This window comes from Massilimicrobiota sp. An105, assembly GCF_002161155.1.
GTDB classification, from domain to species: domain Bacteria; phylum Bacillota_I; class Bacilli_A; order Erysipelotrichales; family Coprobacillaceae; genus Allocoprobacillus; species Allocoprobacillus merdigallinarum.
Genome location: NZ_NFLY01000005.1, coordinates 60,618 through 85,322, shown reverse-complemented (window position 1 = coordinate 85,322; position 24,705 = coordinate 60,618). Strand labels below are relative to the sequence as shown.

Sequence of the window (24,705 nt, the reverse complement as noted above, 5' to 3'; positions counted from 1 at the left end):
GATTTGGCACTTGAATTCAAAAAAGAAGTGGAAGAAGCTTTCCCAAATCATGAAGTCATTTGTGACCCACTTTCATTAAGTGTTGCTTGTCATATTGGACCTCATTCTTTAGCAATTGGCGCATGTAAAAAGATTTAACGGCTACTCAAAGAAGTAGCTTTTTTGTTAAATTCGTATCTTCTATTTGCATTTCACTATATTTTCAGTTATGATACAGTATGTCAATAAGATAGATTTTCATTTTTCAACAGTTTTTTATCATAATAATAGATAAAATAGAGAGCACTGATGAAAAAACATATGAAAAATGGTATAATATATATAAGTATAGATACTTTCATCATGCTGTTGAAAACTATCTCAAAAAGACATTCATTATAAATCAATAGAAAGAAAGGTGAGAATGAATGGCAGATATGCCTCAAAAACGTTCTTTTCAAAGAAGAACATCCTATAATAATAAAAACAAACACAAAAAAGAATCATTATCCACTGATACAAAAGTTTTTGCTTTAGGTGGTCTTAACGAAGTTGGAAAAAATATGTATTGCATTGAACACAATGATGAATTGGTCATTATTGATGCCGGTGTTAAATTTGCAGAAGATGGACTTCCTGGAATTGATTACGTCATTCCAGACTATACATATTTAAAACGTAACCAAAAGAAAATTAAAGCTTTACTGATTACACATGGACATGAAGATCATATTGGAGGAATTCCTTTTCTATTACAGGTTGTGAACATTCCTTTTATATATGCTTCACCATTAGCTTGTGCCATGATTAGAAGAAAGCTTGAAGAAAAACGTTTAACTCAAGCCACAAAATTGATTCAAATCAATAATCTATCACAGGTTAAAACAAAATATTTTAATATTGGTTTCTTTAAAACCAACCACTCTATTCCTGAATCTTTAGGAATTGTTGTGAACACACCTAATGGTCGCATTGTTTCGACTGGAGATTTTAAATTTGATTTAACGCCAGTTGGTGATCCTGCTGATTTTCAGGTTATGTCCTTTTTAGGTGAAACAGGTGTGACTCTTCTTTTAAGTGATTCTACGAATGCTGAAGTTCCTAACTTTTCCATTAGCGAAAAACAGGTTGCTTATAGTGTACAAGAAGAATTCAGAAAGACGGAAGGTCGCTTAATTGTTGCGACATTCGCTTCTAACGTCCACCGTGTTCAACAGATTATTGATGCGGCTGTTAAATTCAATCGTAAGATTTTAGTATTTGGTCGTTCTATGGAAAACAATATTCAGGTTTCTAGAAAACTGGGATATATTAAATGTCCGGACCGTTTCTTTATTAAAAATGATGAAGCTAAAAACTTACCTGATAATGAAATTTTAATTCTATGTACTGGTAGCCAAGGAGAAGCGCTTGCTGCATTAAGCCGAATTGCGAATGGAACACATCGTCAAGTTTCTATTAAACCAGGAGATACTGTTGTCTTTTCATCAAATCCAATTCCTGGAAATGCCAGCAGTGTCAGCAAAGTTATCAATAAATTATACCGTGCTGGTGCCAGAGTTTTAACTAATGAAGCCATCAATAACTTACATACTTCAGGACATGCCTCTCAAGAGGAACAAAAATTAATGTTATTATTAACACGACCTAAATATTTCTTCCCGGTTCATGGGGAATACCGTATGTTAAAAATTCATGCGAAGTTATTTGAAGAAGTTGGACTCACAAAAGGAAACGCCTTTGTTTTATCTAATGGTGATTCTATTCTTTTACACAATGAAGAAGCACGTCTTGGACCACGTATTCATGTTGATGATATCTATGTAGATGGTAATGATATTACTGGTTTATCTACTGCTGTCTTAAGAGACCGTCAGATTTTAAGTGAAGATGGTATGGTTTCAGTCCTTATTTCTATGGACTCTCGCGCTGGATGTTTATTAAATAAACCAATCATTATGTCACGTGGTTTTGTGTATATGCAAGATAGCAAGGATATGATTCGTGAAGCTGAGTTGTTGGTTAGTCGAGAACTTTCTAAATTATTAAAAAGAAAAACAACTTTTGGTGAAATCAAAAATACAATCAGGGATACATTGGCTCCTTATTTCTATCAGAAAACAAAAAGAAATCCAATGATTATTCCTGTCATTATGAATAAAAAAGTATGAAAAAGCTGATTAGACGATTAATTTTATTATTAATCGTCTTTGGTTTATGTTTTCTCGGTTATTATGTTTATGCCATTTCACCAGAAGATTATGAATTTCATGAACAAAAATATATAAGTTCTCTTGTTTCTTCACAATTAAATGGCTTTAAAATTGCTTTCATATCAGATGTTAATCTCACTGACCAAGATAGCATCACACGTTTTGAAAAAATTGTTGATGAATTAAATGAATATCCATTTGATATGGTTATCTTTGGTGGAGATTTATATGATGAACAAGTTTTTAAAGCTGATGAAGTTTCTCAAATCTTAAAAAAGATTCAATGTCAGTATGGTAAATTAGCTGTTCTTGGTGAACATGATGAAGCTTCATCATTAGAAGTCACACAAGTGTTGAATAATGGTGGTTTTGAAGTTCTCAGCAATGAAACAAGACCTATTTATTATAAGGAAACCAATTTTACTTTAGTTGCCTATGATGATGAATATGATTTTTCTCAATTCAAAACATCTCAAGATAAATTGATTCTTGGCATTTCACACCAGCCTGATACATTTACACAAGCCAAAAATGTTGTGGATTTACAATTATCAGGACATAGTTATGGTGGTTCTGTATATCTGCCTTATTTGGGCGCTATGTTCCCAATTGAGGGAGCTAAGACTTATAATCATGGAAAATATGAAGAAAAAAATGCGACATTAATCGTTTCTAATGGATTAAGCGGTCCTTCTTCATTCCCATATAAAGTGTTATGTCCAAATCAGGTGAATTTTGTTGTCTTAACTTCAAAAAGCAACGATACTTCTCAGTAATCGTTGCTTTTTTCATTGCTTTTCATACCGTATTTAAGATGATATAAGGCTTCTAATACTTCAAAGATATATGTAATAGAAAATTTACCAATCAATGAATGATGATCATTTCCTACTCTTAAAATCATATCGACCTTATCACTATATGGAAACTCCTCTAATTGTGTAATAGCAATCACATATGCTTCTGTCTTCACCAGTTCTCTCATTGTTTCAATATGATCTTTGAAAAAACCACCAGCAATAGAAGATACAATAATTAAATCACAATCCTTTAAAGTTTTATAAATGTTTTTTTGTTGTTCCAAAGGATACATAGCCACACAATCTTTACCCAAATAACAAAGTTCAATCTGTAATTGCATTGACACTGACTGAGTAAAGAAATTACCTGCAAAACAGATATGTTTGGCATCATGAATTTTATCTACAATATAGATCAAATCTTCATAACGAATATTATCATACGTATCCTGAAGATTGCGAATTACATTTTGAAAATGATTCTTAAAAATTTCTTTTCCTTCTCCTATTGTTTCAGGTGATGGAAGCTGATGATCGAAAAGTAATCTTTTTGCATCTTGATTAAAATAATGAAGATTCATTGTCACATCTTTTTTAAAATCAGCAAATGATTCATAATTCAATTTACGACAAAGTCTGGAAATAGTTGCTGTGGATACATAACACATTTTCGCAACATCAGTAATACTACTCTCTGGAATCTTATAAATATTCTGTAATATTTTCTTTGCTGCACCCCAATAAACATCATGAATATTTGTCATATTGATGAAGTTTATCAAATTATAGAAGGCACTTCTCATTGAGATTGTCCTTCCTCATATTTAATGACTGTAACCTCACCGTTTGTTAAACACAAACAATTCAGCTGACCTTTATTCCCTACTGCCAAACCACCATCAATTGCAATTTTATTATGATAATCTGGATCATACCAGATATCAAATGAATGATCATCATTAATAAAGCAACAAGGTGTATGTCCAAAGATGTACGTGTAATCTGGATTTGCTTCATTCAAATAGAAATATTCTCGAATCCATGCCAAAATTTCTTCATCATTTTCTTCTAATGGGATTTCTGGGTCTACCCCAGCATGTACCAATACATAGTGTTTTCCATTCAAATCTAATTCATAATAACTTGGCAATGAATCAATAAATGAAATTAATTCTTTGATAAACATACGTTTTAAATCAAAATACTCTTCATAAGGAATGTAATCTTTTTGTAAATACTCTCTAATACTATCAATTGTTTTATGCCCACCATTTTGTTTCCATAAACGATATGGGTTCGATCTTTCTGAATCCAAATCATTATATTTCAAAGCAGCCAGCATAGATTGACGCATCATAATTTCATGATTACCCTTAATCATATGAATATTATCCATCGCCTTTACAAAATAATAAATATCAATACTATTAGGTCCACGATCCATAATATCCCCTAATATATAAAGTTCATCATTTTCAGTAAAACCAATACGCTCTAATAACAATTGAAGCAATACAAATTGTCCATGAAGATCTGATATAACAAATATTCTTTTTTCCATATATCATCACCCCATTACATTCTATCATAATTATATTTTTTTATAAACTAAACCCACTTTTATTTTAAAAAAAATTATGTCTTTAAAAGAGAAATAGAGGTCAAAGACCTCTATTCTGTAATACGCACTTGGAAAACAATTTCAACAGTTGACATTGGATCAATAGATGGAATCACATAATAAAGTGTATGATTATCAATTGCGGGTGTTTGTTCATGACCATTAACATAAAATGAATCTTCCACATATTCCACATTTTCATCCATATAATCACTAAAGACAACTTGTGTTTCTTTTACCAATGATGGATTTTTAATTTTAATTGTATAAGTGAGTGTTTCTCCCTGACATGCTTCTTCTTTATCTACTTTTTTACAAATATGAAGTGGTTTTTTCACTAATGTTTCCACATCATTGCTGACACTTGTATGACAAGACGTTTTCACTTGTGCAGTATTGCACACACGAGAACGTTTCATAAATTTCCCTCCTTCCATTTATAAGTTATGCAAATTCATTGTGTTGTTCTGTTTATTTACAACGTTTCTTTTCTTTTTTTGTAAAAATTATCTATTTTTTAAAAAATAGTATATGATAAAAGAAGTAGGTGAGAAAATGATGTTTGATGAATTCTATCGTACAATTTATAATCAATTATTTTTTAAATGGATTCTGTGTCATGATAAGCAATACCAACAAGATCATATCCAGTATCATGTGGAAACAGAAAATGAAAAATTAAAAGTTATCTGTTTGTCTACAACAAAAGTGAAAGGGAAAATAACGATTTGGTATAATAATATCGTAGAAGAAGAGATTTTGCGTATCAAAGATGAAAAACTTGTCTTTTATTTACATTTTACGATTACTGATTTGGCACAATGTTATCACTTATTCCATAAATTTTATCAAACCATCATTCAGTATACCCAACAAAAAGAATGGAAAATTGCGCTCTGTTGTACTGGTGGTTTATCAACTTCTGTATTCATTGAAGAAATGCAACAAGTCTGTGAACTGGAAAACCTACATTTTCAGCTTGTTTCATTATCATTAGATCAGCTTTATCAAAATTATCAAAACTATGATGCCTTGTATCTGGCACCACAAATTGCACATATGGAACCTGAAATTCTAGCTTATACACAACATCAAATTCCAGTTTATTGTATTGATGCGACTTTATTTGCGACGAAAAACTATCGTGGCATTATTCAAACAATTCAAAAAAACATTCAAGCATAGATATATTCTATGTTTTTTTCATATCATTTTTACATGATTTTCCATATTTACTCTATGATTCTTTGTTATTTATTTTTTATATTTTAATAAAGGAGTTATTTCAATGAAAAGATTTTTACAAATCAGTTTATTATTTCTCTTTTTAATTGGTAGTATCATTTGCTTTATAAACAGGAGACAATATTCATAAACCTTTTGTTTATAAAAAATATTCATAATAAAACGGATAGCTCATTTTATTATAAACTATCCGTTTTTTTCATATATGGAAGATAACGCTGTTTATGTTTTTGATTCACATAAAAGCTGACATAGATTTCTTTTTCTAAATATTCAGTATGAAGTATTTCATATTGATATTCTATTTCACTAAAAATATGCCCTTCTTCATAAGGAATATAAACACTTATCAATTCATAATCTTTAAAGAGAATATCAATGATCATATTTTCTAAATCATCTAAATGCTTTTTCTCTTTCACTGAAACATCTATGCATATACCCTGTTCATGAACAATGGGCTGATGAACCAAATCCATTTTATTATAAACATAAATCATTGGAATATCCAAAGCATCAAGTTCTTTAAGAACTGATAAAGTTGTTTCTATTTGATTATGGTAATAAGGTGAAGACGCATCAATCACATGAATAAGCAAATCAGCATCTTTCACTTCTTCTAATGTTGAACGAAAAGATTGCACAAATGAATGTGGTAACTGATGAATAAAACCAACTGTATCACTCATGATGACATGATGCTTTTTCATATAAACACGTCTTGATGATGTCTGTAAAGTCGCAAAAAGCATATCTTTTTCATAGACCTTTTTAGAAGTCAAAGCATTCAATAAAGAAGATTTACCACTATTTGTATATCCTACTAAACAAACCACTTTTTCCTGGTGATGTTTTCTTAACTGTCTTTGTGTCTGACGCTGTTTTTCAATCATCGCTAATTCACGTTTAGCCTGCGTTAATTGACGACGAATACGACGACGATCTAATTCAATCTGCTTTTCCCCACTACCACGAAAACCCATACCTCCCTGTTGAGAATAAAGATTCTGTTTCATTCCTGCTAATCTGGGAAGTAAGTATTGAAGTCTGGCTATGCCGACTTCTAATTTGGCTTCTTTTGTTTTCGCTCTTGAAGCAAATATACGTAATATCAAATCACTACGATCAGTCACTTCTACCTGACATTGATCAGTTAAGTTTTTGATCTGCAAAGGTGTCAATTCTTCATTAAAAATCACAATATCATCTTGTTCTACTAATTCTTTAATTTCCATGACTTTCCCTTTACCAATATAATATTGAGGAGAAATCGTATCTAAGTTTTGTGTCACCACAGCTTTGACTTCAATATCACAGGCATAAGCCAATTGTTTTAACTCCTGCATAGATATATCAAAATCATATGGCATCTGTGGATATTGAACACCAACTAATATTCCTTTCATCTTTATTCACCTCTTTCAAATAAGGAGTCTTTATGAAAAAAGCTAATTATTATTTTACACTTTGTCTTGTTCTTTTTACAACTCTTTTTTCTTTTTTCAATATGTTCCAGATTGTCAAAGTATCTTCTCAGGTCATTCAGATTGTCCTTACTAATTTATTACCATCTTTATTACCCTTTATGATTTTAATTTCTTTATGTTTATCTTTAGGTATCTTTCAACTCATCAGTTATTTTATCCAATTTCTCTTTTCACCACTTTTTCATTTAACACCACATATGTCTTCTCTTTATTTTGTTTCTTTTTTCTGTGGTTATCCAACCAATGCAAAAATGTTAAGAGAATCCTATGAATTAGGTTATATTAATATTTCTCAACTACAACATCTTCTCTCCATAGCATCCTTTTCATCATTAAGCTTTATCTTTGTTTCCCTAAAACTGCCTTTTTCAGTTGCACTGATGATTTATATAAGTCATATTCTTCCAAGTATAATCAAAGCTGTCTTTTATCGTCAAGATTACCAATGGATGTCTTTTCATGAAAGTATTCAGCCAATCATTCATCCCCAGATGCGATTTGTAGAAGCCCTAAAAAAAAGTATTACATCTTCTTTAACAGCCTTTATATTTATTTTAGGCTATATGCTTGTCTTTCAATTTATTGGTTATAGCTTACAGACCATTGTTCATAACCCATTTCTTTTAAATATCATCAAAGGTTTTTTAGAATTCAGTTCCGGTTCTATTCAATTATTACAATATCAGCATCTGCTTGTCTATCCCTTTGTCAGCTTTTATTTATCATTTTCAGGATTATCAGTTTTAATGCAAGTGGATAATATTTTAGATGGTATCCCCTATTCTTTTAGAAAATATTTCATCGCAAGAGTGCTTCATGGACTCTCTTCATTTATTATTTGTTTACTTTTACAATACTTGATGATATAGAATGATTTCAACATCAGGATTATTTGACAATCATAGGATATATGGTATAATAATAGTAACCATTATTAATAAGGAGTGAGAGTATGTCTGAAACAAAGTTAAGATATTCTAAACAAAGGGAAACAATTTACGAAGTTTTAAAAAATGACTGGTCACACCCTAATGTGGATGATATTTATACACAAGTCAAACAACTGATTCCTGATATTAGTTTGGGAACTGTCTATCGAAATCTTAATTTATTAGCTGATCATAAAAGAATTGCACGCTTAGATATTGGTGATGGAGTTATTCATTTCGATGCACGTATTGAACCCCATTTTCATATGGTATGTGATGAATGTGGAACTATTCAAGATATCGTTTGTCAACAATCTACCCTGGATGAACTTATTAATAAGGTCAACGAACAATTCGAACATGATATTCACGGGGCACATATTTTGTTTCATGGAACATGTTCACATTGTTTAAAGAAAAAATCAAAGGAAGGAGGGCATTATCATGCCAACATTAAAAGGAACAAGAACTGCTAACAATTTATTACATGCATTTGCTGGAGAATCTCAAGCAAGAAATCGCTACACTTATTATTCTTCAATTGCCAAAAAAGAAGGATATGTACAAATTGCTAATATCTTCGAAGAAACAGCAAATCAAGAAAAAGAACACGCTAAAAGATTAATGAAACTATTAAATGCTGAATTAAAGGGAGAAGCTTTACATGTCGAAGGTGATTTCCCAATCATGCTTGGAACAACTGCTGAATGTTTAAAAGCTGCTGCTGCTGGTGAAAATGAAGAATGGACTGACATGTATCCTGAATTTGCAAAAATTGCTGAAGAAGAAGGATTCCCTGAAATCGCTAAAGTATGTCAAAGTATCGCTGTTGCTGAAAAAATGCATGAAGCTAGATACTTAAAATTATTAGAAAACTTAGAAAATGGAACAGTCTTCAAAAAAGACGAAGCTGTTATGTGGAAATGTAATAACTGTGGATTTATTTATGAAGGAACTGAAGCTCCTGAAAGATGTCCTGCTTGCGATCATCCACAAGCTCATTTTGAAGCTTATACTTTCTTTAAAGGATAAGAAATCACCCCAATTATGCTTGGCATAGTTGGGATTTTTTTATACAAAAATAAAATCTCTCAAATCGAGAGATTCATTTATATTAGATCAAATCATGTTGGTGTTTCAAGAAATCTTCAAATTCAGCATCAGTTGCTAAGACATAATGTGTATCCGAAACCTTATGTTGTGTACCAGCTTCATAATCAAGTCCACTATCTTCATAACTATAAGTTAGTGAAACTCTATTTTTTTCAACGTCTGGATTTGGATGAGGGATTGCTGATAACAACGATTTCGTATACGGATGTAACGGATTATTAAAGATTTCTTCTGAAGTTCCTGTTTCAACAAGATGCCCCAAATGAAGTACACCAATACGATTGCTAATATACTTAACCATTGACAAATCATGTGCAATAAATAAATAGGCAATATTTGTCTTTTTTTGTATTTTCTTCATCAAATTGACAACTTGCGCCTGAATAGAGACATCCAATGCTGATATTGCTTCATCAGCAATAATCAAACTTGGATTCATAATCAAAGCTCTAGCAATACCAATACGCTGTCTTTGTCCACCAGAGAATTGATGGGGGTATCTTGAAGCATGTTCTCTTGATAATCCAACCAATTCTAAGATTTGATAGACCTTTTCATTTCTTTCTTCAATACTGTTATAAGCTTTATGAATATCCAATCCTTCAGCAATGATATCTAAAACCTTTCTACGTGGATTTAAACATGCCATTGGATCTTGGAAAATCATTTGCATATTGGTACGTAAATTTGATAAAGCATCTTTATCCATTTTTCCAGAAATATCTTGGCCATTAAAGATAATACTTCCAGAAGTCGGTTTATATAGACGAATAATACTTCTTCCTGTTGTTGATTTCCCTGACCCTGATTCGCCTACAAGCCCATATGTTTCACCAGGATTGATTTCAAAAGAAATCCCATCAACAGCCTTTACAGTAAAATTACGATTGATTTTAAAATGTTGTTTTAAATCTTTCACAACAAGGATTGGTTCTTGCTTATCCATTTGTTAACCCCTCCTTTTTCATTTTTTCAATACGTTTCTTTAAAGATTCAGGCATTTCCACCTTCGGCGCCTTTTCATGCATCAACCAGCTAGCCACCTTATGACTCTCAGAACCAGGCACATCAAACATAGGCGGATCAAGTCTTAAATCAATATTTAAAGCATATTGATTTCTTGGTGCAAAGGCATCTCCTTTGATTTCTTGTGTTAAATTAGGTGGTGTTCCAGGAATCGTGTACAATTCATCATCTTGTGTATCTAAATCAGGCATAGATGATAATAATCCCCAAGTATATGGATGTCTTGGATCATAGAAAATTTCATTGATTGTTCCTGTTTCTACAATCTTTCCTGCATACATAACATTGACAAAATCTGCCACTTTCGCAACAACACCTAAATCATGTGTAATATAAATAACTGAAAGATCTTTCTTCTTTTGAATTTCTTGGATTAATTCCAAAATTTTTGCTTGAATCGTCACATCCAAAGCTGTTGTTGGTTCATCACAGATTAAGACATATGGATCACAAGACAAAGCAATCGCAATAACAATTCTTTGACGCATCCCACCAGAAAGTTGATGTGGATAGTTTTTCATTCTTTTTTCTGCATCTGTAATTCCAACTTCTTTAAGGAGTTCTACCGATTTTTGATAAGCTTCTTCTTTTGATTTTCCATAATGAAACATCATTGGTTCCATGATTTGTTTTCCAATCGTCATTGTTGGATTCAAAGAAGTCATTGGATCTTGGAAAACCATTGCTATCTTACGACCACGAATTTCTTTTTGCATTTCTTTTTGACTTAACTGTACAATATCTTTTGTAATGGCTTCCCCAGTATTTTCATCATGCCAAGTATATTCAATAGATCCTGAATCAATGCTTCCATTATTAGCTAAAATCCCCATAATTGCTTTTGTTGTCACAGATTTCCCTGACCCTGATTCACCAACAATAGCAACAGTTTCACCTTTATATAAATCAAAATTAACCCCTCTAATCGCATTAACCTTACCATTTCCTGTTTTAAAAGATATAGTCAAATCTCTAATTTTCAATATTCTTTCTCTTTCCATAGACTACATCTCCTTCATTGTTGGATCTAAAGCATCTCTTAATCCATCCCCAAATAAGTTGAAACTTAACATTAATACAGATAAGACAACGGCAGGTATTAACATCATATAAGGGTAAACAAGGAAACTTTCAAATCCATCGTTAATCAATGTTCCCAGTGATGCATTTGGAACAGGTAAACCTAAACCAACAAATGATAAATAAGCTTCATAGAAAATAGCATTTGGGATAGACATCATTATCATGATAATCATTTGACTATAAATATTTGGTAATATTTCTTTAAAGATAATAAAGAAACTCTTCGCTCCTAAAGTACGTGAAGCCAAAACAAACTCTTCTTCTTTCACTTTTAAAACCTGTGCTCTAACTATACGACTCATTCCAATCCACTCTGTCAAAGATAAAGCAAAGACAATCGTAGTTAAACTTGATTTCATAACCATTAATAATAAAGTTAAAACAACTAATGTTGGAATAGAGTTAATAATTTCTTGAATTCTTTGCATAACAGAATCAACCATGCCACCAAAATATCCTGAAATTAATCCATAAGTTGTTCCAACAATCACATCTATAAAGACAGCACAAACAGCAATAAACAATGAAATACGCGCACCTGTCCATAAACGTACCCATAAATCTCTACCATTTGTATCTGTTCCAAACCAGTGTTCTAAATTAGGAGAAATAGATTGTAAAGAAGTATTCAAATCATCAAATTCCCATGATGAAAGTATTGGTGCAAAAATAGCCAATAAAACAATGATTATAATCATAATCAATCCAATAACAGCCCCTTTATTTTGAGAAAAGATTCCAATTGCTTCTTTCCATGCTGGCTTAGCAGGAGCTACAACATCTATCGAAATATCCTGCTTATCCCCAACGAATTCAAAATCATCAGGTAAAAATTCAATATTTTTCAAATTTGCATCCATTATGAATCCTCCTTACCTAAACGTATTCTTGGATCAATAATTCCATAAGAAACATCAATAATTAGCATCATCACAATATACATAGCTGCATATAAGAATGAACAAGCCAAAATAATATTCACATCATTAGATAAAATACTATTGATAAGTAGCTTACCTAATCCTGGAACACCACAGATTTTTTCTACAACCATCGTTCCTGTCATCAAGTTAACTAAAATAGGTCCTAAAATAGTGACAACCGGTATCAAAGCATTTCTTAATGCATGCTTAAAAATAAGTGTCTTACTATCTAAACCCTTTGCCTCAGCAAGAGTCATATATTCACTATTCATAACAGAAACCATTTCTGTTCTTGTAAAACGTGCAACATTTGCAATGACTCCCACAGATAATGCCATAACTGGCATAATAGATGACCCAATTGGATTCATAGAACTATATTGCGTTGGAAAAATATGCAATTTTGATGCAAATAGTATTAATATCATCATTGCAAATACAAATGATGGAACAGATACACCAATAACTGAAATAACTGTAGCCAAAGTATCCCAAATTGTATTTTTATGAAGGGCCGCAAATACACCTAATAATGTTCCTAATATTCCCCCAATCACAACAGCACTTAATCCATACAAGAACGAAATTTTTGCCGCTGAACCCACAAGTGAAGATACAGGCATATCTTTATACATATTGTAAGAAACACCAAAATCCCCTGTCAGCATATTTTTTACATAATTCACAAATTGCGTTAATATAGGTTGATCCAACCCATACCTTGCTTCAATAGCTGCCCTTTGTGCTTCAGACAATCTTTCATTATTAATCGGTGACCCAGGCAATAATTTAACAATTAAAAATAAGACAACAAGTATGACAAATAGCGTGACTACTGATATGAGCAATCTCTTGCCAATATATTTTAATGTTGATTTACTCATCAAATCCCTCCTTTTAAAAGATAAACACAATATAGAAAACCATATTGTGTTTATCAGCTTTCATAACTTGAATTGTTTTATTCTGCCTTTTCTACATAAGTAAATGTATAAGGGACACCAACTGGTCTATGAACCAAACCAGAAACTTTTTGATTTTCTAATGCTGAAGTTCCTTTTTCAAAGACTGGAATATTTGGTAAGTCTTCCATAATAATCTTTTCAGCATCAATCATATATTGCCAACGTGTTGTAGCATCTGCTTCAGTTGAAACTTTTGCCATTACATCTTCATAATCTTTACTATAATATTTACCATAGTTATTAGCATTTCCATCTAATAATAAGTTTAAATATGTTGTAGGATCACCATAATCTGGTCCCCAACGTGTACATGCAATGTCAAATTCACCATTAGCCATTTTGTTATAGATTCTATCTTGTTTTGTTGTTGCAACCATTTCAACATTGAATCCATCTAATTTTGTAAGAGCATTTTGTAAATATTCAGCCATCTGATCCATTGGTGATTCATCAGTACCATAAGTTAATCTCACAGTAATTGAATCTTTACCAATTTCTTTTAATCCTTCAGCAAATAATTGTTGTGCTTTTTCCAAATTATATGTTGTGACATCATAATTACCTGCATCATCTCTAAAATCACTTCCTGTAGGACTGACTGATAATTCTCTAGGTACAAATCCTGCTGCAGCTTTAGAACCATCTTTTAAGATATTGTTTGCTAAATCATCTCTATCAATAGCCATTGAAATAGCTTGTCTAATTTTATTATTAGCTAAATCAGTATTCTTTTCATTAATTTCAAGATAGAATAAATAACCTTCATTAAATGAAACATAAGATTCATCATTCTTATATTGATCAACTAATTCAGAATTGATTGGTGCAAAATCAGTTTCACCATTTCCAAAGCTTGTTGCAGCAGTTTGTGGATCCTGAACTAAATTCATAACCAAATTTTGAATTTTCACTGCATCAGCATTCCAGTAGTTTTCATTTTTTTCAAAAGTGGCCTGTTTTCCAGGTTGCCAATCTGTCATGATAAAAGCACCATTAGATAAAACATTATCGGCATTCTTTGCGTATTGGTCACCTTTTTCTTCACAGAATTTTTGATTAATTGGATAATAACATGGGAAGGTCATTAATTCATCAAAATAAGAAACAGGTTTTGTTAATTCTACAACAAGTGTTTTATCATCTTTTGCAGTCACACCCATATTTGCAAAATCATCATCAGTTAATTCTTTTTGGCTACCCATTTTTGCTAAAATTTCATCTACACCTTTGATAGAAGCTGCATCACTACCTAACATATAAGCATAGTTACCATTATTCTTTAAGATTCTTTGCCATGCATAAATGAAATCATCTGCTGTTACAGGATCTCCATTAGCCCAGTTAGCATTTTCTCTTAAATAGAAAGTATAAGTTTTTTGATCAACACTCACATCATATTTTTCAGCGATAGCACCCGTAATATTTCCTTCTTCATCTAATCCCATCAAACCATCGATGCAAGCATGCATTGCATTAAATGACATACCATCATCAGCATCAGAAGAATCCAGATTCTTAATATCTAGTTCGCTTGAAAAAACGTAAGTATCATTAGCAACAGAACCACTGCCGCAACCTACAAGCATAGCTGCTGCCAAACACATCACAATTAAAGCTTTCAACTTCTTCATTTTTTCTCCCCCTTTTTTGAATCACAGGTTTTTCCTGTATGAGGGTAGTATATACTCAACAAATTTAAAAGTCAATATATTTTTATCTAAAAGACAAATATTTATTATAATTTTGTTTTAAACATAAAATATTTTAGAATATATAGACAAATGTATACAATTATTACATAATTCAAAGATTTTTATTCATCAAAAAAGCAATCCATTCAGGATAGATTGCTTAATAATCATATTTCCATTTTCCAATATAATAAATAACATACACCAAAACCAAAGCCCATACAATATCCATAAAAGCATGCTGTTTAATCATGACAGTAGACATACAAATCAATATCGCTAAAACGATAATCAATAAACACAACCATGTATGTTGTTGTATTCTATAACTTTTTAACAGGGATATACACATCATAACACTATTATATACATGAATGCTAGGACAGACATTTGTTGAAGAATCAACAGAATAAATAAAACTCACTAAACATTGAAAAATATTGTCATTATATAACTGAACTCTTAAATTTTGACCAGTAGGTATCAATGCATAAATAAGCAAAGATAAACTCATACCTAAAAACAAATAAAAATATGTTCTTTTAATACCAACCTGATCAATAAAAACAAAATAAGCAAAACCTAATACCATAAACACAAACCATAATATATATGGAATAACAAAATACTCATTAAATGGAATATAAGAATCAATCCATGAATCTGTAATAATCATACGTGATGAATGATGATTTTCTAATAACATAAAACCAATCATATAAGCAATAAAAAAATACAATAAATATTTTAAACCATTATATTTTTCTAAAAATGCTTTCATCTGCACAACCTCCTATGCTAGAATATATAGTAACATGATGGTTTAATTATGTGAATTTGATATGAACGGAGAACAATTTATGAAAAATATTATTTTCGATATAGGTAATGTCCTCTTAGATTTTCAACCTGAAGCATATTTACAAAAACATTTTCAGCCTTCTATTATGGGGGATTTGATGATGATTATCTTTTCCAGTGATGAATGGATAGAATTAGATATGGGGACAATGATGATTCAAGATGCCATCGAATCATTAACTTTAAAGCACCCTCATTACCATGATGAGATTATCTTCGTCATGAAAAATTGGACACATATGATGACACCTTTACAAAAAAATGTGGAAATTGTTAAAGAATTGAAAGAAAAAGGTTATCATTTATATCTTTTATCCAATTTTCACAAAGAAGCGATTCAAACAATGTTTCAAAGATATGAATTCTTTCAATTATTTGAAGGAGGCATTATTTCTGCCAACGAACAACTTGTCAAACCAGACCAAAAGATTTATCAGCTTCTATTACAAAGATATCATTTACAAGCTGAAGAATCACTTTTTATTGATGATATGCTTGCTAATGTGAAAATGGCTCAAGAATTGCATATTCACGGCCTTTATCTTCCTTATCAAAGTGATTTAAGAACAGAACTACAAAAACGTCATATTTTATAAACCTGTTATGTTCAACATAACAGGTTTTATATATTTTGTAGAATATTTTTTCTTTGTCTTAAATAAATCAAATATAATATAAGACTGATGACAAGAACTATACCTATAATCAACATCAAACAATGCATAAAAAATGTTTCTGGTAAAATAGTAATGACTGGATCTGTTGTTTCATCAAAAATCCAATAATCATTTCTAAATACAATTTGATGAAAAAGAATAAAAGCCTTATTAAAATCAATCGCCGCAAAAAATCCAATAACTAAAGGGATACCCACTGAAAACAATGACGTTAATCTTAAAAAACGATATTCATGCTGTTTTATACGATATATTCCCATTATAAGTGTCATGATTCCACTGATGACACAAATGATTTGAATCGCTTCGAAGATTCTTTTGACTTCTTCAAAATGAATACGTCCACTTGTCGACATAACAAAATTTGGTAGATTGAGATCTCCCTGATAAAAAAGACTCTGATATTGAATCAAAACATCATAATTATGACGAATGACATCAGCTGAAAGTCCTGTACTTTCACTCAGATTTAAAAAATCAATATCAAAATAATAAAGCGGTTTAAAGAAAACTGTAAATACTACTGCAAAACTGATAATGAAAATAGCGAAAACAACAGCTAAGAAAATATCACTTTTTCTATTCTTTATAAATGAAGTCAGCACCTTTTTGCACCTCTACTTTAGATAAACCAGGATAGCTTTGTTGGCGTAATACTTCGTAAATACCTATAGCGACACAATTAGAAAGATTTAAACTTCTAGCATCAGCATCCATTGGAATACGAACACATTCATCTAAATGCTGTTTTAAAATATCATGTGGAATTCCATCATGTTCATGACCAAAGATGATATATTGATCCTGGTCAGATACATAATTTTGATCACTATAACATAGTTTTGAATAACGTGTAAAAAAATGATAATCGCCGTGATTTTGACTCACAAAATCTTCCCAGTTTTCATATACCTGCATTTGTAAATCCTTAATATAATCTAACCCGGCACGTTTCATATGTTTATCATCTAAAGAAAAACCTAATGGTTTAATAAGATGCAACTTCGAATGTGTTGCTACACAAGTACGCATAATATTCCCTGTATTTTGAGGGATTGCAGGATGTACTAAAACAATATGATTCATGATTAATCTCCCTCACCTTTCAAAATTGTATATAGCTTTTTAAGTGCTTTGGCACGATGTGAATATTGATTTTTTTCTTCCAATGTCAATTGTGCAGATGTTTTATGAAGTTCTGGCACATAAAAAATTGGGTCATATCCAAAACCATTTTCACCTTCAATTTTATCATAAATTTCTCCATCAAAATATTCTTCAATCAAGATAGGCTGTTGATCAGGTCTGCATAAAGCCATAGCGCAAACAAATCTGGCACCTCTATCTTTACCCTTAACAGCATCAATAATGTACTGATTCTTAATATCATAACTTGTATCATGCCCCATAAAACGTGCTGAATAAATACCAGGTGCTCCATCTAAGGCATTGACTTCCAATCCAGAATCATCTGCCAATACAGGCTTATGAATCATATCACAGATTGTCTGAGCTTTAATTAAAGCATTTTCCTGAAAAGTCTTTCCATTTTCTTCAATATCTATGTCTTGATCAAACACATCTTTTAATGATTTGACTTCGATACCAATTTCTTCTAACATTGCTTTGATTTCTTTAATTTTTCCTTCATTTGTAGAAGCTACAATAATTTCTTTCATTTCTCTCACTCCATTTTCAAACTTTTCTTGACTTCTGATATAGGCATTTTCTGTCCCGTCCAAAATTCAAAAGAAACAGCACCCTGATAAAGAATCATGCCTTCTCCATTCATATATTCAAGACCTTTTTCTTTTGCTAGTGTTAATAACTTTGTTTCTTGAGGATTATAAATAATATCAGCCACCTTTAATGACTTATTGAGATAAGATTCATCAGGAATTAAACATCCATCAGTATGTGGTTCCATTCCTACATTTGTGGTTTGAATAAGCAAATAAGCATCTTTTAAATCATTTTTTAAAGATTGCATATCTTGCAAGGATTTTAATGTTATAGAACAATGACATTGTTGATTCATTTGTTCAACCCAATCCTTATGACTGCGATTATAAACAATAATGTCCTTAGCCTGTTTTGTCAGTGCAGCCACAATAGCTCTAGCAGCCCCACCAGCACCCAAAACAACAATTTTCTGTTGATGAAGATTCCAATGTTTTTCTTCACAGGCCTTGATAAAACCGATTCCATCACTGATATGACCAATCAGCTTACCATGATCATTTTTGACTGTATTGACAGCCTGACAGAGTTTAGCTTCAGGAGTCAATTCATCAAGATAAGATAAAATCTTCACTTTATATGGCATGGATACATTAAATCCCTTGATGGGTAATATTCTGGCACTTGTTATAAAATTGGCAAAATGATTTTCCTCCACCTCAAATGCCAAATAGACATCATCAATACCCAAGTATTGAAAAGCTGTATTATGCATCATTGGTGAAAAGGAATGTTTTATAGGATTAGCAACAATACCATATAATCCTGTATAACCCGTAATCTTATTCATCATAACCCTCCTTGATTTCTTTTCTATTATATAGCAATCATCTACAAGACTCAAAGAATTATTTTAAGAATATGAAAAAAACACTTCTATTTTTATTTTTCGAGTATAATCATGTATAGGAGGTAATTTTTTATGATTAATCAATTAATAGTGAATGCTGATGATTTTGGAATGACACAAGCCAATACCATTGGTATACTTGTAGGGCATAGTCAAGGCATTATTACTTCAACAACATGTATGATGAATATGCCCTATGCTGAGTTTGCTTTAAAAGAAGCTAAAAAATTCCCACAACTGGGAGTTGGAGTTCACCTGGTATTAACCGTTGGTCGTCCTTTAGTAGAAGGAGCTCAATCCTATACAGATCAAAATGGAGATTTTATTCGACCAAAAGATTATCCTGATGGAAAACCACATGCTAATCAAGATGAATTGTATCGCGAATGGAAAGCTCAGATAGAAAAATTTATTGAAATAGCCGGACATAAGCCAACACATATTGATTCACACCATCATGTCCATCTATTACCATGGCATTTGGATGTTACAAAGCGATTAGCTTTAGAATATGATTTACCTATTCGCCAACGTGAACAGGTTCTTGATACATATCCTTATATTCCTGTTTATGATCAGATGTATAATGATGATGCCAATTATCAATATTTTACACATGTTCTTTCATCCTATCATGGACCTTTGGAATTCATGTGTCACCCTGCTTATCTTGATCAGAGGCTCTATGATATGTCCAGCTATAACTTACCACGTATGAAAGAACTTGAACTTTTAACTTCACCAGAAGTCAAAACTTTCATACAAGAAAATCATATTAAACTTATTAATTTTTCTGATCTTCCACATAATCATTTATAATTTGACAAAAGACTCTTGCATTCTTGTAAAAAAATGTTAAAATAGATATGTCCGTAGAGATACGGATATGGTGAGGAAGAAGAGCAAGGTGGAAGTTATTTGGTAGAGAGATGGAGATTGTAGTTCATATAATACAAAACTTTCGAAAAATAATAACACAAAAAAGAGATTGTAAGTCGAACTTATAATCTCTTTTTTCTTTATTGAAAAGATTTTTATAACTTTTCATGACCCTCTATTTGATTTAATACCCCTAATATGGCTAAAAACAATCCTGGAACAATCAATCCCAAATAATCCACTCTTATCACCACCAAGGTTATTTTAACATTCCTTTCAAAAAGAAGTGTTAAAACAAGGTAAAAAGATTTTTCAAATTGTGTTATCTTCCATTTATTCATCTCTTTTTATGTTGCAAGAAACTCAATTTTTTCTTGCAACAATATAAAATCTATGAATTCTTCCTTCGATGACACCATTTTTTTCTAATATTTCTTGTGCCTTATATAAATTTTCTAAGCAAGATTTTACTGAAAAACCTACAAACTCCCATTCTATAATTTTAGCAAACCAAATAAGTGCTCCTACATCATAAAATTTTATTGGTCGATAGACTTCACCACTTTCAAGTATTTCAAAATGATTATCTTCCAATTCTTTTTTCTTGATATTCAAGTATTGATTTGGAAATGGACAAATGGCTTTTTTAGACAATAACAGTTCAACAAGTTCTCTATCATTTTGAGCGCCTACTTGTTGGGTAAGAAATAATCCACCATTCTTTAATACTCTTTTTAATTCTGTTATTCTATAATCTCCATGTTTATTTGTTACTATGTCAAATTGTTTATCTTCAAATGGTAATTTATCCAATCCATCAGCTTCTTTAAAATCAATCCCAAGTGGAAGTAAAACATCTTTACAATACTCTACATTTGGTTTATATCCTTCAATTGCAGAAATTAAATGTTTAGGATGCTCTAAACTTAGCAGAAATTCTCCTCCACCTGTTTCCATATCCAACAATTTCATATCATGAGATAAATATTTTTTTACTATCTCATAAAAATCCCAAGGCAAATCATCCTCTTCTTCATACTTTCCATAAATATGAGAAAAATCCCAGCCTTTTATTTGTGAATTTTTTTCTTCTTCCAACCATTTGTACAATAATTGTTCTTTATTCATTTAATAACTACTCCTTTCATACTTATATATCAATAGGTGCAGTTATCCTGATAACATATCATTTAATCTCGATGCAATCTGTTATCAGCTTTAAAACTGCACCGAGTATTTATCCCGAATAAATACCATAAATATTCTACTCCTTTTAATATTATCATACCTATATTATCAATTTATCTTACATCAATTACCATTTTTTATGAAGATCTTCTTTGGTAATAGGTCGAATCACCTGACATGGATTCCCTGCAGCGATTACATATGGAGGAATATCATGAGTGACAACACTCCCTGCTCCAATGATAGCACCCTGATTAATCTTAACACCTGGCAAAATAGTCACATTCCCACCTATCCAGACATAGTCATAAATTTTAACCGGACGTGCATATTCTAAGCCTTGCATCCTTTGTCCTTCATGAAAAGGATAAGAAGCAGTATAGATATTCACATTTGGTCCCATGACAACATGATCTCCAATCTCTACAAGTCCCTGATCTAAAATAGTGAGATTAACATCACTATAAAAATCAATACCAACCGTAATATGGTAACCATACTGACAATAAAAAGGTGGTTCAATCCATAATTCACCTTTACAATTCAATAATTTCTTTAATAAAACATCTTTTTCTTCTTTTTGAACAGGAGTATAACGATTATATTCATAGAGCATTCTTTTGCAAATTTCTCTTTCATGATATAATTCCTGATCATATGACTGGTATAAATGCCCAGCCTTCATTTTTTCTTTTTCACTCATTTATTTTCATCCTTTATTATTTTTTCTATATGTTCAATCATCGCTTGACAATCATAAGTAGCAAAAATAGAAGCATCTATATTATCTACTAAAACAGGTTTTAATTTTTGCGATAACTCATGTTGTTTATATCTGAGTTGAGGAGCGATGAGAATCAAATCATATTTTTGATAAACATTTTCTAACTGATAAACTGCTGTTGCATCAACATGATAAGGCAAATGATTTAACTGACAATATTTATTTAATTTTTCAGCAAAATATCCCGTTGTCATACCACCTGAACAACATAATAAAATATGAGAGTTTGGCTTTTCATCTTCAAGCAGTTTTTCCATCATATGATGAAACAGATTGGTTGCATAATGAAAGTTATAAAACTGATAATGTAAATAAAATAACAGTTCTTCTCCTTCCATAATCGCTTCTTCTACAATTCCTATAGGCCAAACAACAAATCTGGCAACACGATTTTTATAATAAATTTTATAAGTTCTTGAATCATATTTTTCTAGCTTTAAGCGAGGATCACTTGTCACCTGATAATAAACCCATTTTCTAAAGACTTCTAAATCTTCCTGTTTATAAAAAGTTTCCATTGCCCTCACCACCATATGTCTATTATACTAAACTTTCATCAAAATACCAACTACATAAAAAAGAGAAAATCTCATCTCGATTTTCCCAAATGATTTTTCTTCATCTATTTTCATGTTCCATGTTTTTCACATCTTCTCAAAGACGTTCTGTTGTTTATAAATTCCGTAACTTTACATAATCATTATAATCATAAACGACAAGGTTTCTATTTCCTCGGCAATATTTTATCATTTATACCACTTCTTGTATATTTAGGTATAAAAATGACACCTCTATCTACATCATACATAATGTTTAATCTTTTGATAATCGCATATTTCATATAAAAAAGAATGAATATTGATCATTCATTCTCTGTATCATTTCATATCGTTATGAGTCTTTTTTATGATTTAACTGATAAATCTTTCTTTCCAAAGACACAAAGAAATGTTCTTTGGGACTTTGATCAAAATGTATCAAATAGAAAGATAAAACAAGCCCGCCAATCACAGCAACCAGCATATCTGTCAATGTATCATGGACACCACTTGTCCAATGATTAATAGCATCATAGTTAAAAAAGACTAACAAAGCATATTCATAAAACTCCCATAATAAAGCCACTAAAGCATTAACAGCATTCAAAAATAGAAACATCAGACTTTGACGATGATCTTCTCTCAAAAAATATTTATAGATAAAATATATCAATTCACAAATGACAACACCACTGGCACAATGTATAAATTTATCATAATAGGGCGTTGAATAGCCTCCAAGGCAACTTCCCCAAAGACTGGCAAAATAAACAAAAACAAGATTAATGATATAAAATTCTAATGGAACTTTGATATGTAATATTTTCATGAGTACAGGTAAAATCCACGGTGTCAGACAGGCAACAAAAGTCATTCCAAAATACTTTCCTTGCCAATTGACATAAAAAGCATATATTAAAGTGACAATATAAATGATTAAACAGCTATACCATATGGTTTTTAATTTTTTCATAATGACACCTCTTTTTTATATTGTATCATTATTTCTTAATGTTTGTGACAAAAGAAATTTCTTTTTTGTTTATTTTTTAATAAAATCAATTTTCCAAATTCACCATCCGCTAATAAATCACCCTTTTTAAGATTCTTTGATGCAGCGAACCTTTCAAAGTATGTATATTCTGTTTGATTATCATAACGTTGACACTTAATCATATCATCATTCACAATTTCAACAATATACTGTGATTTTATCCCTATTTGTTTTTTTAACATCTTCATCCTCTTTTCCTGATTATATGTCTATGATTGATCATTCATATTACAATCATAGAATTTTTCAACAATACGCATAAAGAAAGGTGACTCCTGACGATTTTTATGAGCAATCATTTCCAATAGCACTACACATCCACCACCAAGTGCACAAAGCATATCTGTCATGGCATCATGAACACCTGTTGTGTAATGTAGAATACAGTCATTATTGAAAAAGACAAGCATAAAATATTCATAAAACTCCCAAATAACAGCAATTGATAAATTAACTGTCATCATAAATATAAAAAAAAGAATATAATCCTGCTTATTATAAATAGTGCGTTGTTTTTTAATCATGCAATAAAGAATCATTGCGATAATACTGGCAAGAATTCCACTGAAAAAATGGACAATCTTATCATAGAAAGGTAATGTATATCCAGCTAATGAACTTCCTACCAGTGAAGCAAAGTATATAAAAATCACATTAATGATTTTGAGTTCATCTGTCATTTTCAAATGAAACAAACGCATAAGAATTGGAAAAAGCCATGGTGTTATACAGGCAACAAAACACATCATGATATCTTTGAGATTTCCTTTTTGTATATTTAAAACAAAAGCAAATAAAAGCGTCACGATATAAATACCACTAACAAAATACAATAGTTTTGTCTGTTTAGTTTTCATATATCTCCTTCTCACTCCTTATTTACAAAAATAAATTAATAAAAATCTTTTGAATTTAAAACACAAAGAAATCATATCTTTTTGTATCTCAACTTCCATTTAAGGTATACAATATTGCATCACATATAGGCAATCAAATATAAAATGATGAAAATCTTTGACTTTTTTACAAGTACATAACTGATATAAACATAAAGCATA

At 31.0% G+C, this 24,705-nt stretch carries 28 protein-coding genes; 8 read left to right on the top strand and 20 right to left on the bottom strand.

Annotation, left to right across the window (positions count from 1 at the left end):
* Nucleotides 1-407: 407 nt before the first annotated feature.
* Nucleotides 408-2,150, top strand: coding sequence for a ribonuclease J1 (gene rnjA / locus B5E48_RS02315; protein WP_087303959.1), 1,743 nt, complete (start codon nucleotides 408-410; stop codon nucleotides 2,148-2,150).
* Nucleotides 2,147-2,968 (top strand): metallophosphoesterase, encoded by an 822-nt coding sequence (locus tag B5E48_RS02310; RefSeq protein WP_087303958.1) that lies wholly within the window; start codon nucleotides 2,147-2,149, stop codon nucleotides 2,966-2,968. Before rnjA ends, B5E48_RS02310 begins: the two co-directional genes overlap by 4 nt.
* Here B5E48_RS02310 and B5E48_RS02305 read toward each other — a convergent pair.
* From B5E48_RS02305 to B5E48_RS02295, 3 genes are all read right to left on the bottom strand, one after another.
* A complete protein-coding gene (locus B5E48_RS02305) occupies nucleotides 2,962-3,795 on the bottom strand; it encodes a MurR/RpiR family transcriptional regulator (RefSeq protein ID WP_087244496.1) in 834 nt (277 codons plus the stop codon). The genes B5E48_RS02310 and B5E48_RS02305 overlap by 7 nt on opposite strands.
* Nucleotides 3,792-4,553 (bottom strand): metallophosphoesterase, encoded by a 762-nt coding sequence (locus B5E48_RS02300; RefSeq protein ID WP_087244495.1) that lies wholly within the window; start codon nucleotides 4,551-4,553, stop codon nucleotides 3,792-3,794. Before B5E48_RS02300 ends, B5E48_RS02305 begins: the two co-directional genes overlap by 4 nt.
* Before the next feature lie 110 nt (nucleotides 4,554-4,663).
* The gene (locus tag B5E48_RS02295; RefSeq protein ID WP_158097248.1) at nucleotides 4,664-5,032 is read right to left on the bottom strand and encodes a DUF11 domain-containing protein; all 369 of its coding nucleotides are present in this window, start codon (nucleotides 5,030-5,032) and stop codon (nucleotides 4,664-4,666) included.
* A gap of 139 nt (nucleotides 5,033-5,171) precedes the next feature.
* Here B5E48_RS02295 and B5E48_RS02290 point away from each other — a divergent pair, with 139 nt between their 5' ends.
* A complete protein-coding gene (locus B5E48_RS02290; protein WP_158093999.1) occupies nucleotides 5,172-5,798 on the top strand; it encodes a PTS sugar transporter subunit IIB in 627 nt (208 codons plus the stop codon).
* 239 nt (nucleotides 5,799-6,037) lie between these two features.
* On the opposite strand, the gene hflX is transcribed toward B5E48_RS02290, so the two are convergent.
* Nucleotides 6,038-7,264, bottom strand: coding sequence for a GTPase HflX (gene hflX / locus B5E48_RS02285; protein WP_087303956.1), 1,227 nt, complete (start codon nucleotides 7,262-7,264; stop codon nucleotides 6,038-6,040).
* A gap of 32 nt (nucleotides 7,265-7,296) precedes the next feature.
* Between hflX and B5E48_RS02280 the strand changes: the two genes are divergently transcribed.
* The 3 genes from B5E48_RS02280 to rbr all read left to right on the top strand — a co-directional run bounded on the left by B5E48_RS02280 (nucleotide 7,297) and on the right by rbr (nucleotide 9,306).
* Nucleotides 7,297-8,214, top strand: a complete 918-nt coding sequence (locus B5E48_RS02280) for a hypothetical protein (RefSeq protein WP_087303955.1) — start codon at nucleotides 7,297-7,299, stop codon at nucleotides 8,212-8,214.
* 83 nt (nucleotides 8,215-8,297) lie between these two features.
* The gene (locus tag B5E48_RS02275) at nucleotides 8,298-8,750 is read left to right on the top strand and encodes a Fur family transcriptional regulator (RefSeq protein WP_087303954.1); all 453 of its coding nucleotides are present in this window, start codon (nucleotides 8,298-8,300) and stop codon (nucleotides 8,748-8,750) included.
* The gene (gene rbr, locus B5E48_RS02270) at nucleotides 8,719-9,306 is read left to right on the top strand and encodes a rubrerythrin (RefSeq protein WP_087244489.1); all 588 of its coding nucleotides are present in this window, start codon (nucleotides 8,719-8,721) and stop codon (nucleotides 9,304-9,306) included. The genes B5E48_RS02275 and rbr overlap by 32 nt, the downstream gene beginning before the upstream one ends.
* A gap of 82 nt (nucleotides 9,307-9,388) precedes the next feature.
* On the opposite strand, the gene B5E48_RS02265 is transcribed toward rbr, so the two are convergent.
* From B5E48_RS02265 to B5E48_RS02240, 6 genes are all read right to left on the bottom strand, one after another.
* A complete protein-coding gene (locus tag B5E48_RS02265) occupies nucleotides 9,389-10,333 on the bottom strand; it encodes an ABC transporter ATP-binding protein (protein WP_087303953.1) in 945 nt (314 codons plus the stop codon).
* Complete coding sequence (locus B5E48_RS02260; protein ID WP_087303952.1) at nucleotides 10,326-11,414, bottom strand: ABC transporter ATP-binding protein; 1,089 nt, start codon at nucleotides 11,412-11,414, stop codon at nucleotides 10,326-10,328. The genes B5E48_RS02265 and B5E48_RS02260 overlap by 8 nt, the downstream gene beginning before the upstream one ends.
* Before the next feature lie 3 nt (nucleotides 11,415-11,417).
* A complete protein-coding gene (locus B5E48_RS02255; RefSeq protein WP_211962054.1) occupies nucleotides 11,418-12,356 on the bottom strand; it encodes an ABC transporter permease in 939 nt (312 codons plus the stop codon).
* The gene (locus B5E48_RS02250; protein WP_087303951.1) at nucleotides 12,356-13,303 is read right to left on the bottom strand and encodes an ABC transporter permease; all 948 of its coding nucleotides are present in this window, start codon (nucleotides 13,301-13,303) and stop codon (nucleotides 12,356-12,358) included. Before B5E48_RS02250 ends, B5E48_RS02255 begins: the two co-directional genes overlap by 1 nt.
* A 77-nt stretch (nucleotides 13,304-13,380) precedes the next feature.
* Nucleotides 13,381-15,015, bottom strand: coding sequence for a peptide ABC transporter substrate-binding protein (locus tag B5E48_RS02245; protein ID WP_087303950.1), 1,635 nt, complete (start codon nucleotides 15,013-15,015; stop codon nucleotides 13,381-13,383).
* Nucleotides 15,016-15,235: 220 nt separating this feature from the next.
* Complete coding sequence (locus tag B5E48_RS02240) at nucleotides 15,236-15,856, bottom strand: phosphatase PAP2 family protein (protein WP_087303949.1); 621 nt, start codon at nucleotides 15,854-15,856, stop codon at nucleotides 15,236-15,238.
* Between the two features lie 79 nt (nucleotides 15,857-15,935).
* Between B5E48_RS02240 and B5E48_RS02235 the strand changes: the two genes are divergently transcribed.
* Entirely contained in the window at nucleotides 15,936-16,532 is a 597-nt protein-coding gene (locus tag B5E48_RS02235; RefSeq protein ID WP_087303948.1) for an HAD family hydrolase, read from the top strand.
* Between the two features lie 26 nt (nucleotides 16,533-16,558).
* Here the strand turns inward: B5E48_RS02235 and B5E48_RS02230 are convergent, their stop codons facing one another.
* Genes B5E48_RS02230 through aroE form a run of 4 tightly spaced genes read right to left on the bottom strand, consistent with a single transcriptional unit; the run spans nucleotide 16,559 to nucleotide 19,143 of the window.
* Entirely contained in the window at nucleotides 16,559-17,218 is a 660-nt protein-coding gene (locus B5E48_RS02230; RefSeq protein ID WP_087303947.1) for a TIGR01906 family membrane protein, read from the bottom strand.
* Nucleotides 17,193-17,699, bottom strand: a complete 507-nt coding sequence (locus tag B5E48_RS02225) for a tRNA (cytidine(34)-2'-O)-methyltransferase (RefSeq protein WP_087244485.1) — start codon at nucleotides 17,697-17,699, stop codon at nucleotides 17,193-17,195. Before B5E48_RS02225 ends, B5E48_RS02230 begins: the two co-directional genes overlap by 26 nt.
* Before the next feature lie 2 nt (nucleotides 17,700-17,701).
* Complete coding sequence (locus B5E48_RS02220) at nucleotides 17,702-18,292, bottom strand: XTP/dITP diphosphatase (protein ID WP_087244484.1); 591 nt, start codon at nucleotides 18,290-18,292, stop codon at nucleotides 17,702-17,704.
* Between the two features lie 5 nt (nucleotides 18,293-18,297).
* The gene (gene aroE / locus B5E48_RS02215; RefSeq protein WP_087244483.1) at nucleotides 18,298-19,143 is read right to left on the bottom strand and encodes a shikimate dehydrogenase; all 846 of its coding nucleotides are present in this window, start codon (nucleotides 19,141-19,143) and stop codon (nucleotides 18,298-18,300) included.
* A 132-nt stretch (nucleotides 19,144-19,275) separates the two neighbouring features.
* Between aroE and chbG the strand changes: the two genes are divergently transcribed.
* Complete coding sequence (chbG, locus tag B5E48_RS02210; RefSeq protein WP_087303945.1) at nucleotides 19,276-20,022, top strand: chitin disaccharide deacetylase; 747 nt, start codon at nucleotides 19,276-19,278, stop codon at nucleotides 20,020-20,022.
* 423 nt (nucleotides 20,023-20,445) lie between these two features.
* Here the strand turns inward: chbG and B5E48_RS02205 are convergent, their stop codons facing one another.
* The 6 genes from B5E48_RS02205 to B5E48_RS02180 form a co-directional block, all read right to left on the bottom strand.
* Nucleotides 20,446-21,210, bottom strand: a complete 765-nt coding sequence (locus B5E48_RS02205; protein ID WP_087303944.1) for a class I SAM-dependent methyltransferase — start codon at nucleotides 21,208-21,210, stop codon at nucleotides 20,446-20,448.
* Between the two features lie 187 nt (nucleotides 21,211-21,397).
* Nucleotides 21,398-21,973 carry a sugar O-acetyltransferase gene (locus B5E48_RS02200; RefSeq protein ID WP_087298095.1) on the bottom strand — a complete coding sequence of 192 codons (576 nt, stop codon included), beginning with the start codon at nucleotides 21,971-21,973 and terminating at the stop codon, nucleotides 21,398-21,400.
* The gene (locus B5E48_RS02195; RefSeq protein ID WP_087303943.1) at nucleotides 21,970-22,572 is read right to left on the bottom strand and encodes a PTS sugar transporter subunit IIB; all 603 of its coding nucleotides are present in this window, start codon (nucleotides 22,570-22,572) and stop codon (nucleotides 21,970-21,972) included. Before B5E48_RS02195 ends, B5E48_RS02200 begins: the two co-directional genes overlap by 4 nt.
* Before the next feature lie 373 nt (nucleotides 22,573-22,945).
* Nucleotides 22,946-23,566, bottom strand: a complete 621-nt coding sequence (locus tag B5E48_RS02190; protein ID WP_087298097.1) for a DUF2238 domain-containing protein — start codon at nucleotides 23,564-23,566, stop codon at nucleotides 22,946-22,948.
* A 35-nt stretch (nucleotides 23,567-23,601) separates the two neighbouring features.
* Nucleotides 23,602-23,829, bottom strand: a complete 228-nt coding sequence (locus tag B5E48_RS02185) for a hypothetical protein (protein ID WP_087303942.1) — start codon at nucleotides 23,827-23,829, stop codon at nucleotides 23,602-23,604.
* A 27-nt stretch (nucleotides 23,830-23,856) separates the two neighbouring features.
* Nucleotides 23,857-24,504, bottom strand: coding sequence for a DUF2238 domain-containing protein (locus B5E48_RS02180; RefSeq protein ID WP_087303941.1), 648 nt, complete (start codon nucleotides 24,502-24,504; stop codon nucleotides 23,857-23,859).
* Nucleotides 24,505-24,705: the final 201 nt, after the last annotated feature.

Bases quoted from the DNA above. Each gene is read 5' to 3' on its own strand.
- aroE (WP_087244483.1), bottom strand. From the start codon at position 19,143: ATGAATAAGATTACGGGTTATACAGGATTATATGGTATTGTTGCTAAT.
- B5E48_RS02190 (WP_087298097.1), bottom strand. From the start codon at position 23,566: ATGAAAAAATTAAAAACCATATGGTATAGCTGTTTAATCATTTATATT.
- B5E48_RS02290 (WP_158093999.1), top strand. From the start codon at position 5,172: ATGTTTGATGAATTCTATCGTACAATTTATAATCAATTATTTTTTAAA.
- B5E48_RS02220 (WP_087244484.1), bottom strand. From the start codon at position 18,292: ATGAAAGAAATTATTGTAGCTTCTACAAATGAAGGAAAAATTAAAGAA.
- B5E48_RS02260 (WP_087303952.1), bottom strand. From the start codon at position 11,414: ATGGAAAGAGAAAGAATATTGAAAATTAGAGATTTGACTATATCTTTT.
- B5E48_RS02305 (WP_087244496.1), bottom strand. From the start codon at position 3,795: ATGAGAAGTGCCTTCTATAATTTGATAAACTTCATCAATATGACAAAT.
- B5E48_RS02245 (WP_087303950.1), bottom strand. From the start codon at position 15,015: ATGAAGAAGTTGAAAGCTTTAATTGTGATGTGTTTGGCAGCAGCTATG.
- hflX (WP_087303956.1), bottom strand. From the start codon at position 7,264: ATGAAAGGAATATTAGTTGGTGTTCAATATCCACAGATGCCATATGAT.
- B5E48_RS02235 (WP_087303948.1), top strand. From the start codon at position 15,936: ATGAAAAATATTATTTTCGATATAGGTAATGTCCTCTTAGATTTTCAA.
- B5E48_RS02200 (WP_087298095.1), bottom strand. From the start codon at position 21,973: ATGAGTGAAAAAGAAAAAATGAAGGCTGGGCATTTATACCAGTCATAT.
- B5E48_RS02205 (WP_087303944.1), bottom strand. From the start codon at position 21,210: ATGAATAAAGAACAATTATTGTACAAATGGTTGGAAGAAGAAAAAAAT.
- B5E48_RS02275 (WP_087303954.1), top strand. From the start codon at position 8,298: ATGTCTGAAACAAAGTTAAGATATTCTAAACAAAGGGAAACAATTTAC.
- B5E48_RS02185 (WP_087303942.1), bottom strand. From the start codon at position 23,829: ATGTTAAAAAAACAAATAGGGATAAAATCACAGTATATTGTTGAAATT.
- B5E48_RS02295 (WP_158097248.1), bottom strand. From the start codon at position 5,032: ATGAAACGTTCTCGTGTGTGCAATACTGCACAAGTGAAAACGTCTTGT.
- B5E48_RS02280 (WP_087303955.1), top strand. From the start codon at position 7,297: ATGAAAAAAGCTAATTATTATTTTACACTTTGTCTTGTTCTTTTTACA.
- B5E48_RS02265 (WP_087303953.1), bottom strand. From the start codon at position 10,333: ATGGATAAGCAAGAACCAATCCTTGTTGTGAAAGATTTAAAACAACAT.
- rnjA (WP_087303959.1), top strand. From the start codon at position 408: ATGGCAGATATGCCTCAAAAACGTTCTTTTCAAAGAAGAACATCCTAT.
- B5E48_RS02195 (WP_087303943.1), bottom strand. From the start codon at position 22,572: ATGGAAACTTTTTATAAACAGGAAGATTTAGAAGTCTTTAGAAAATGG.
- B5E48_RS02240 (WP_087303949.1), bottom strand. From the start codon at position 15,856: ATGAAAGCATTTTTAGAAAAATATAATGGTTTAAAATATTTATTGTAT.
- B5E48_RS02250 (WP_087303951.1), bottom strand. From the start codon at position 13,303: ATGAGTAAATCAACATTAAAATATATTGGCAAGAGATTGCTCATATCA.
- B5E48_RS02255 (WP_211962054.1), bottom strand. From the start codon at position 12,356: ATGGATGCAAATTTGAAAAATATTGAATTTTTACCTGATGATTTTGAA.
- B5E48_RS02310 (WP_087303958.1), top strand. From the start codon at position 2,147: ATGAAAAAGCTGATTAGACGATTAATTTTATTATTAATCGTCTTTGGT.
- B5E48_RS02300 (WP_087244495.1), bottom strand. From the start codon at position 4,553: ATGGAAAAAAGAATATTTGTTATATCAGATCTTCATGGACAATTTGTA.
- rbr (WP_087244489.1), top strand. From the start codon at position 8,719: ATGCCAACATTAAAAGGAACAAGAACTGCTAACAATTTATTACATGCA.
- B5E48_RS02225 (WP_087244485.1), bottom strand. From the start codon at position 17,699: ATGAATCATATTGTTTTAGTACATCCTGCAATCCCTCAAAATACAGGG.
- B5E48_RS02180 (WP_087303941.1), bottom strand. From the start codon at position 24,504: ATGAAAACTAAACAGACAAAACTATTGTATTTTGTTAGTGGTATTTAT.
- chbG (WP_087303945.1), top strand. From the start codon at position 19,276: ATGATTAATCAATTAATAGTGAATGCTGATGATTTTGGAATGACACAA.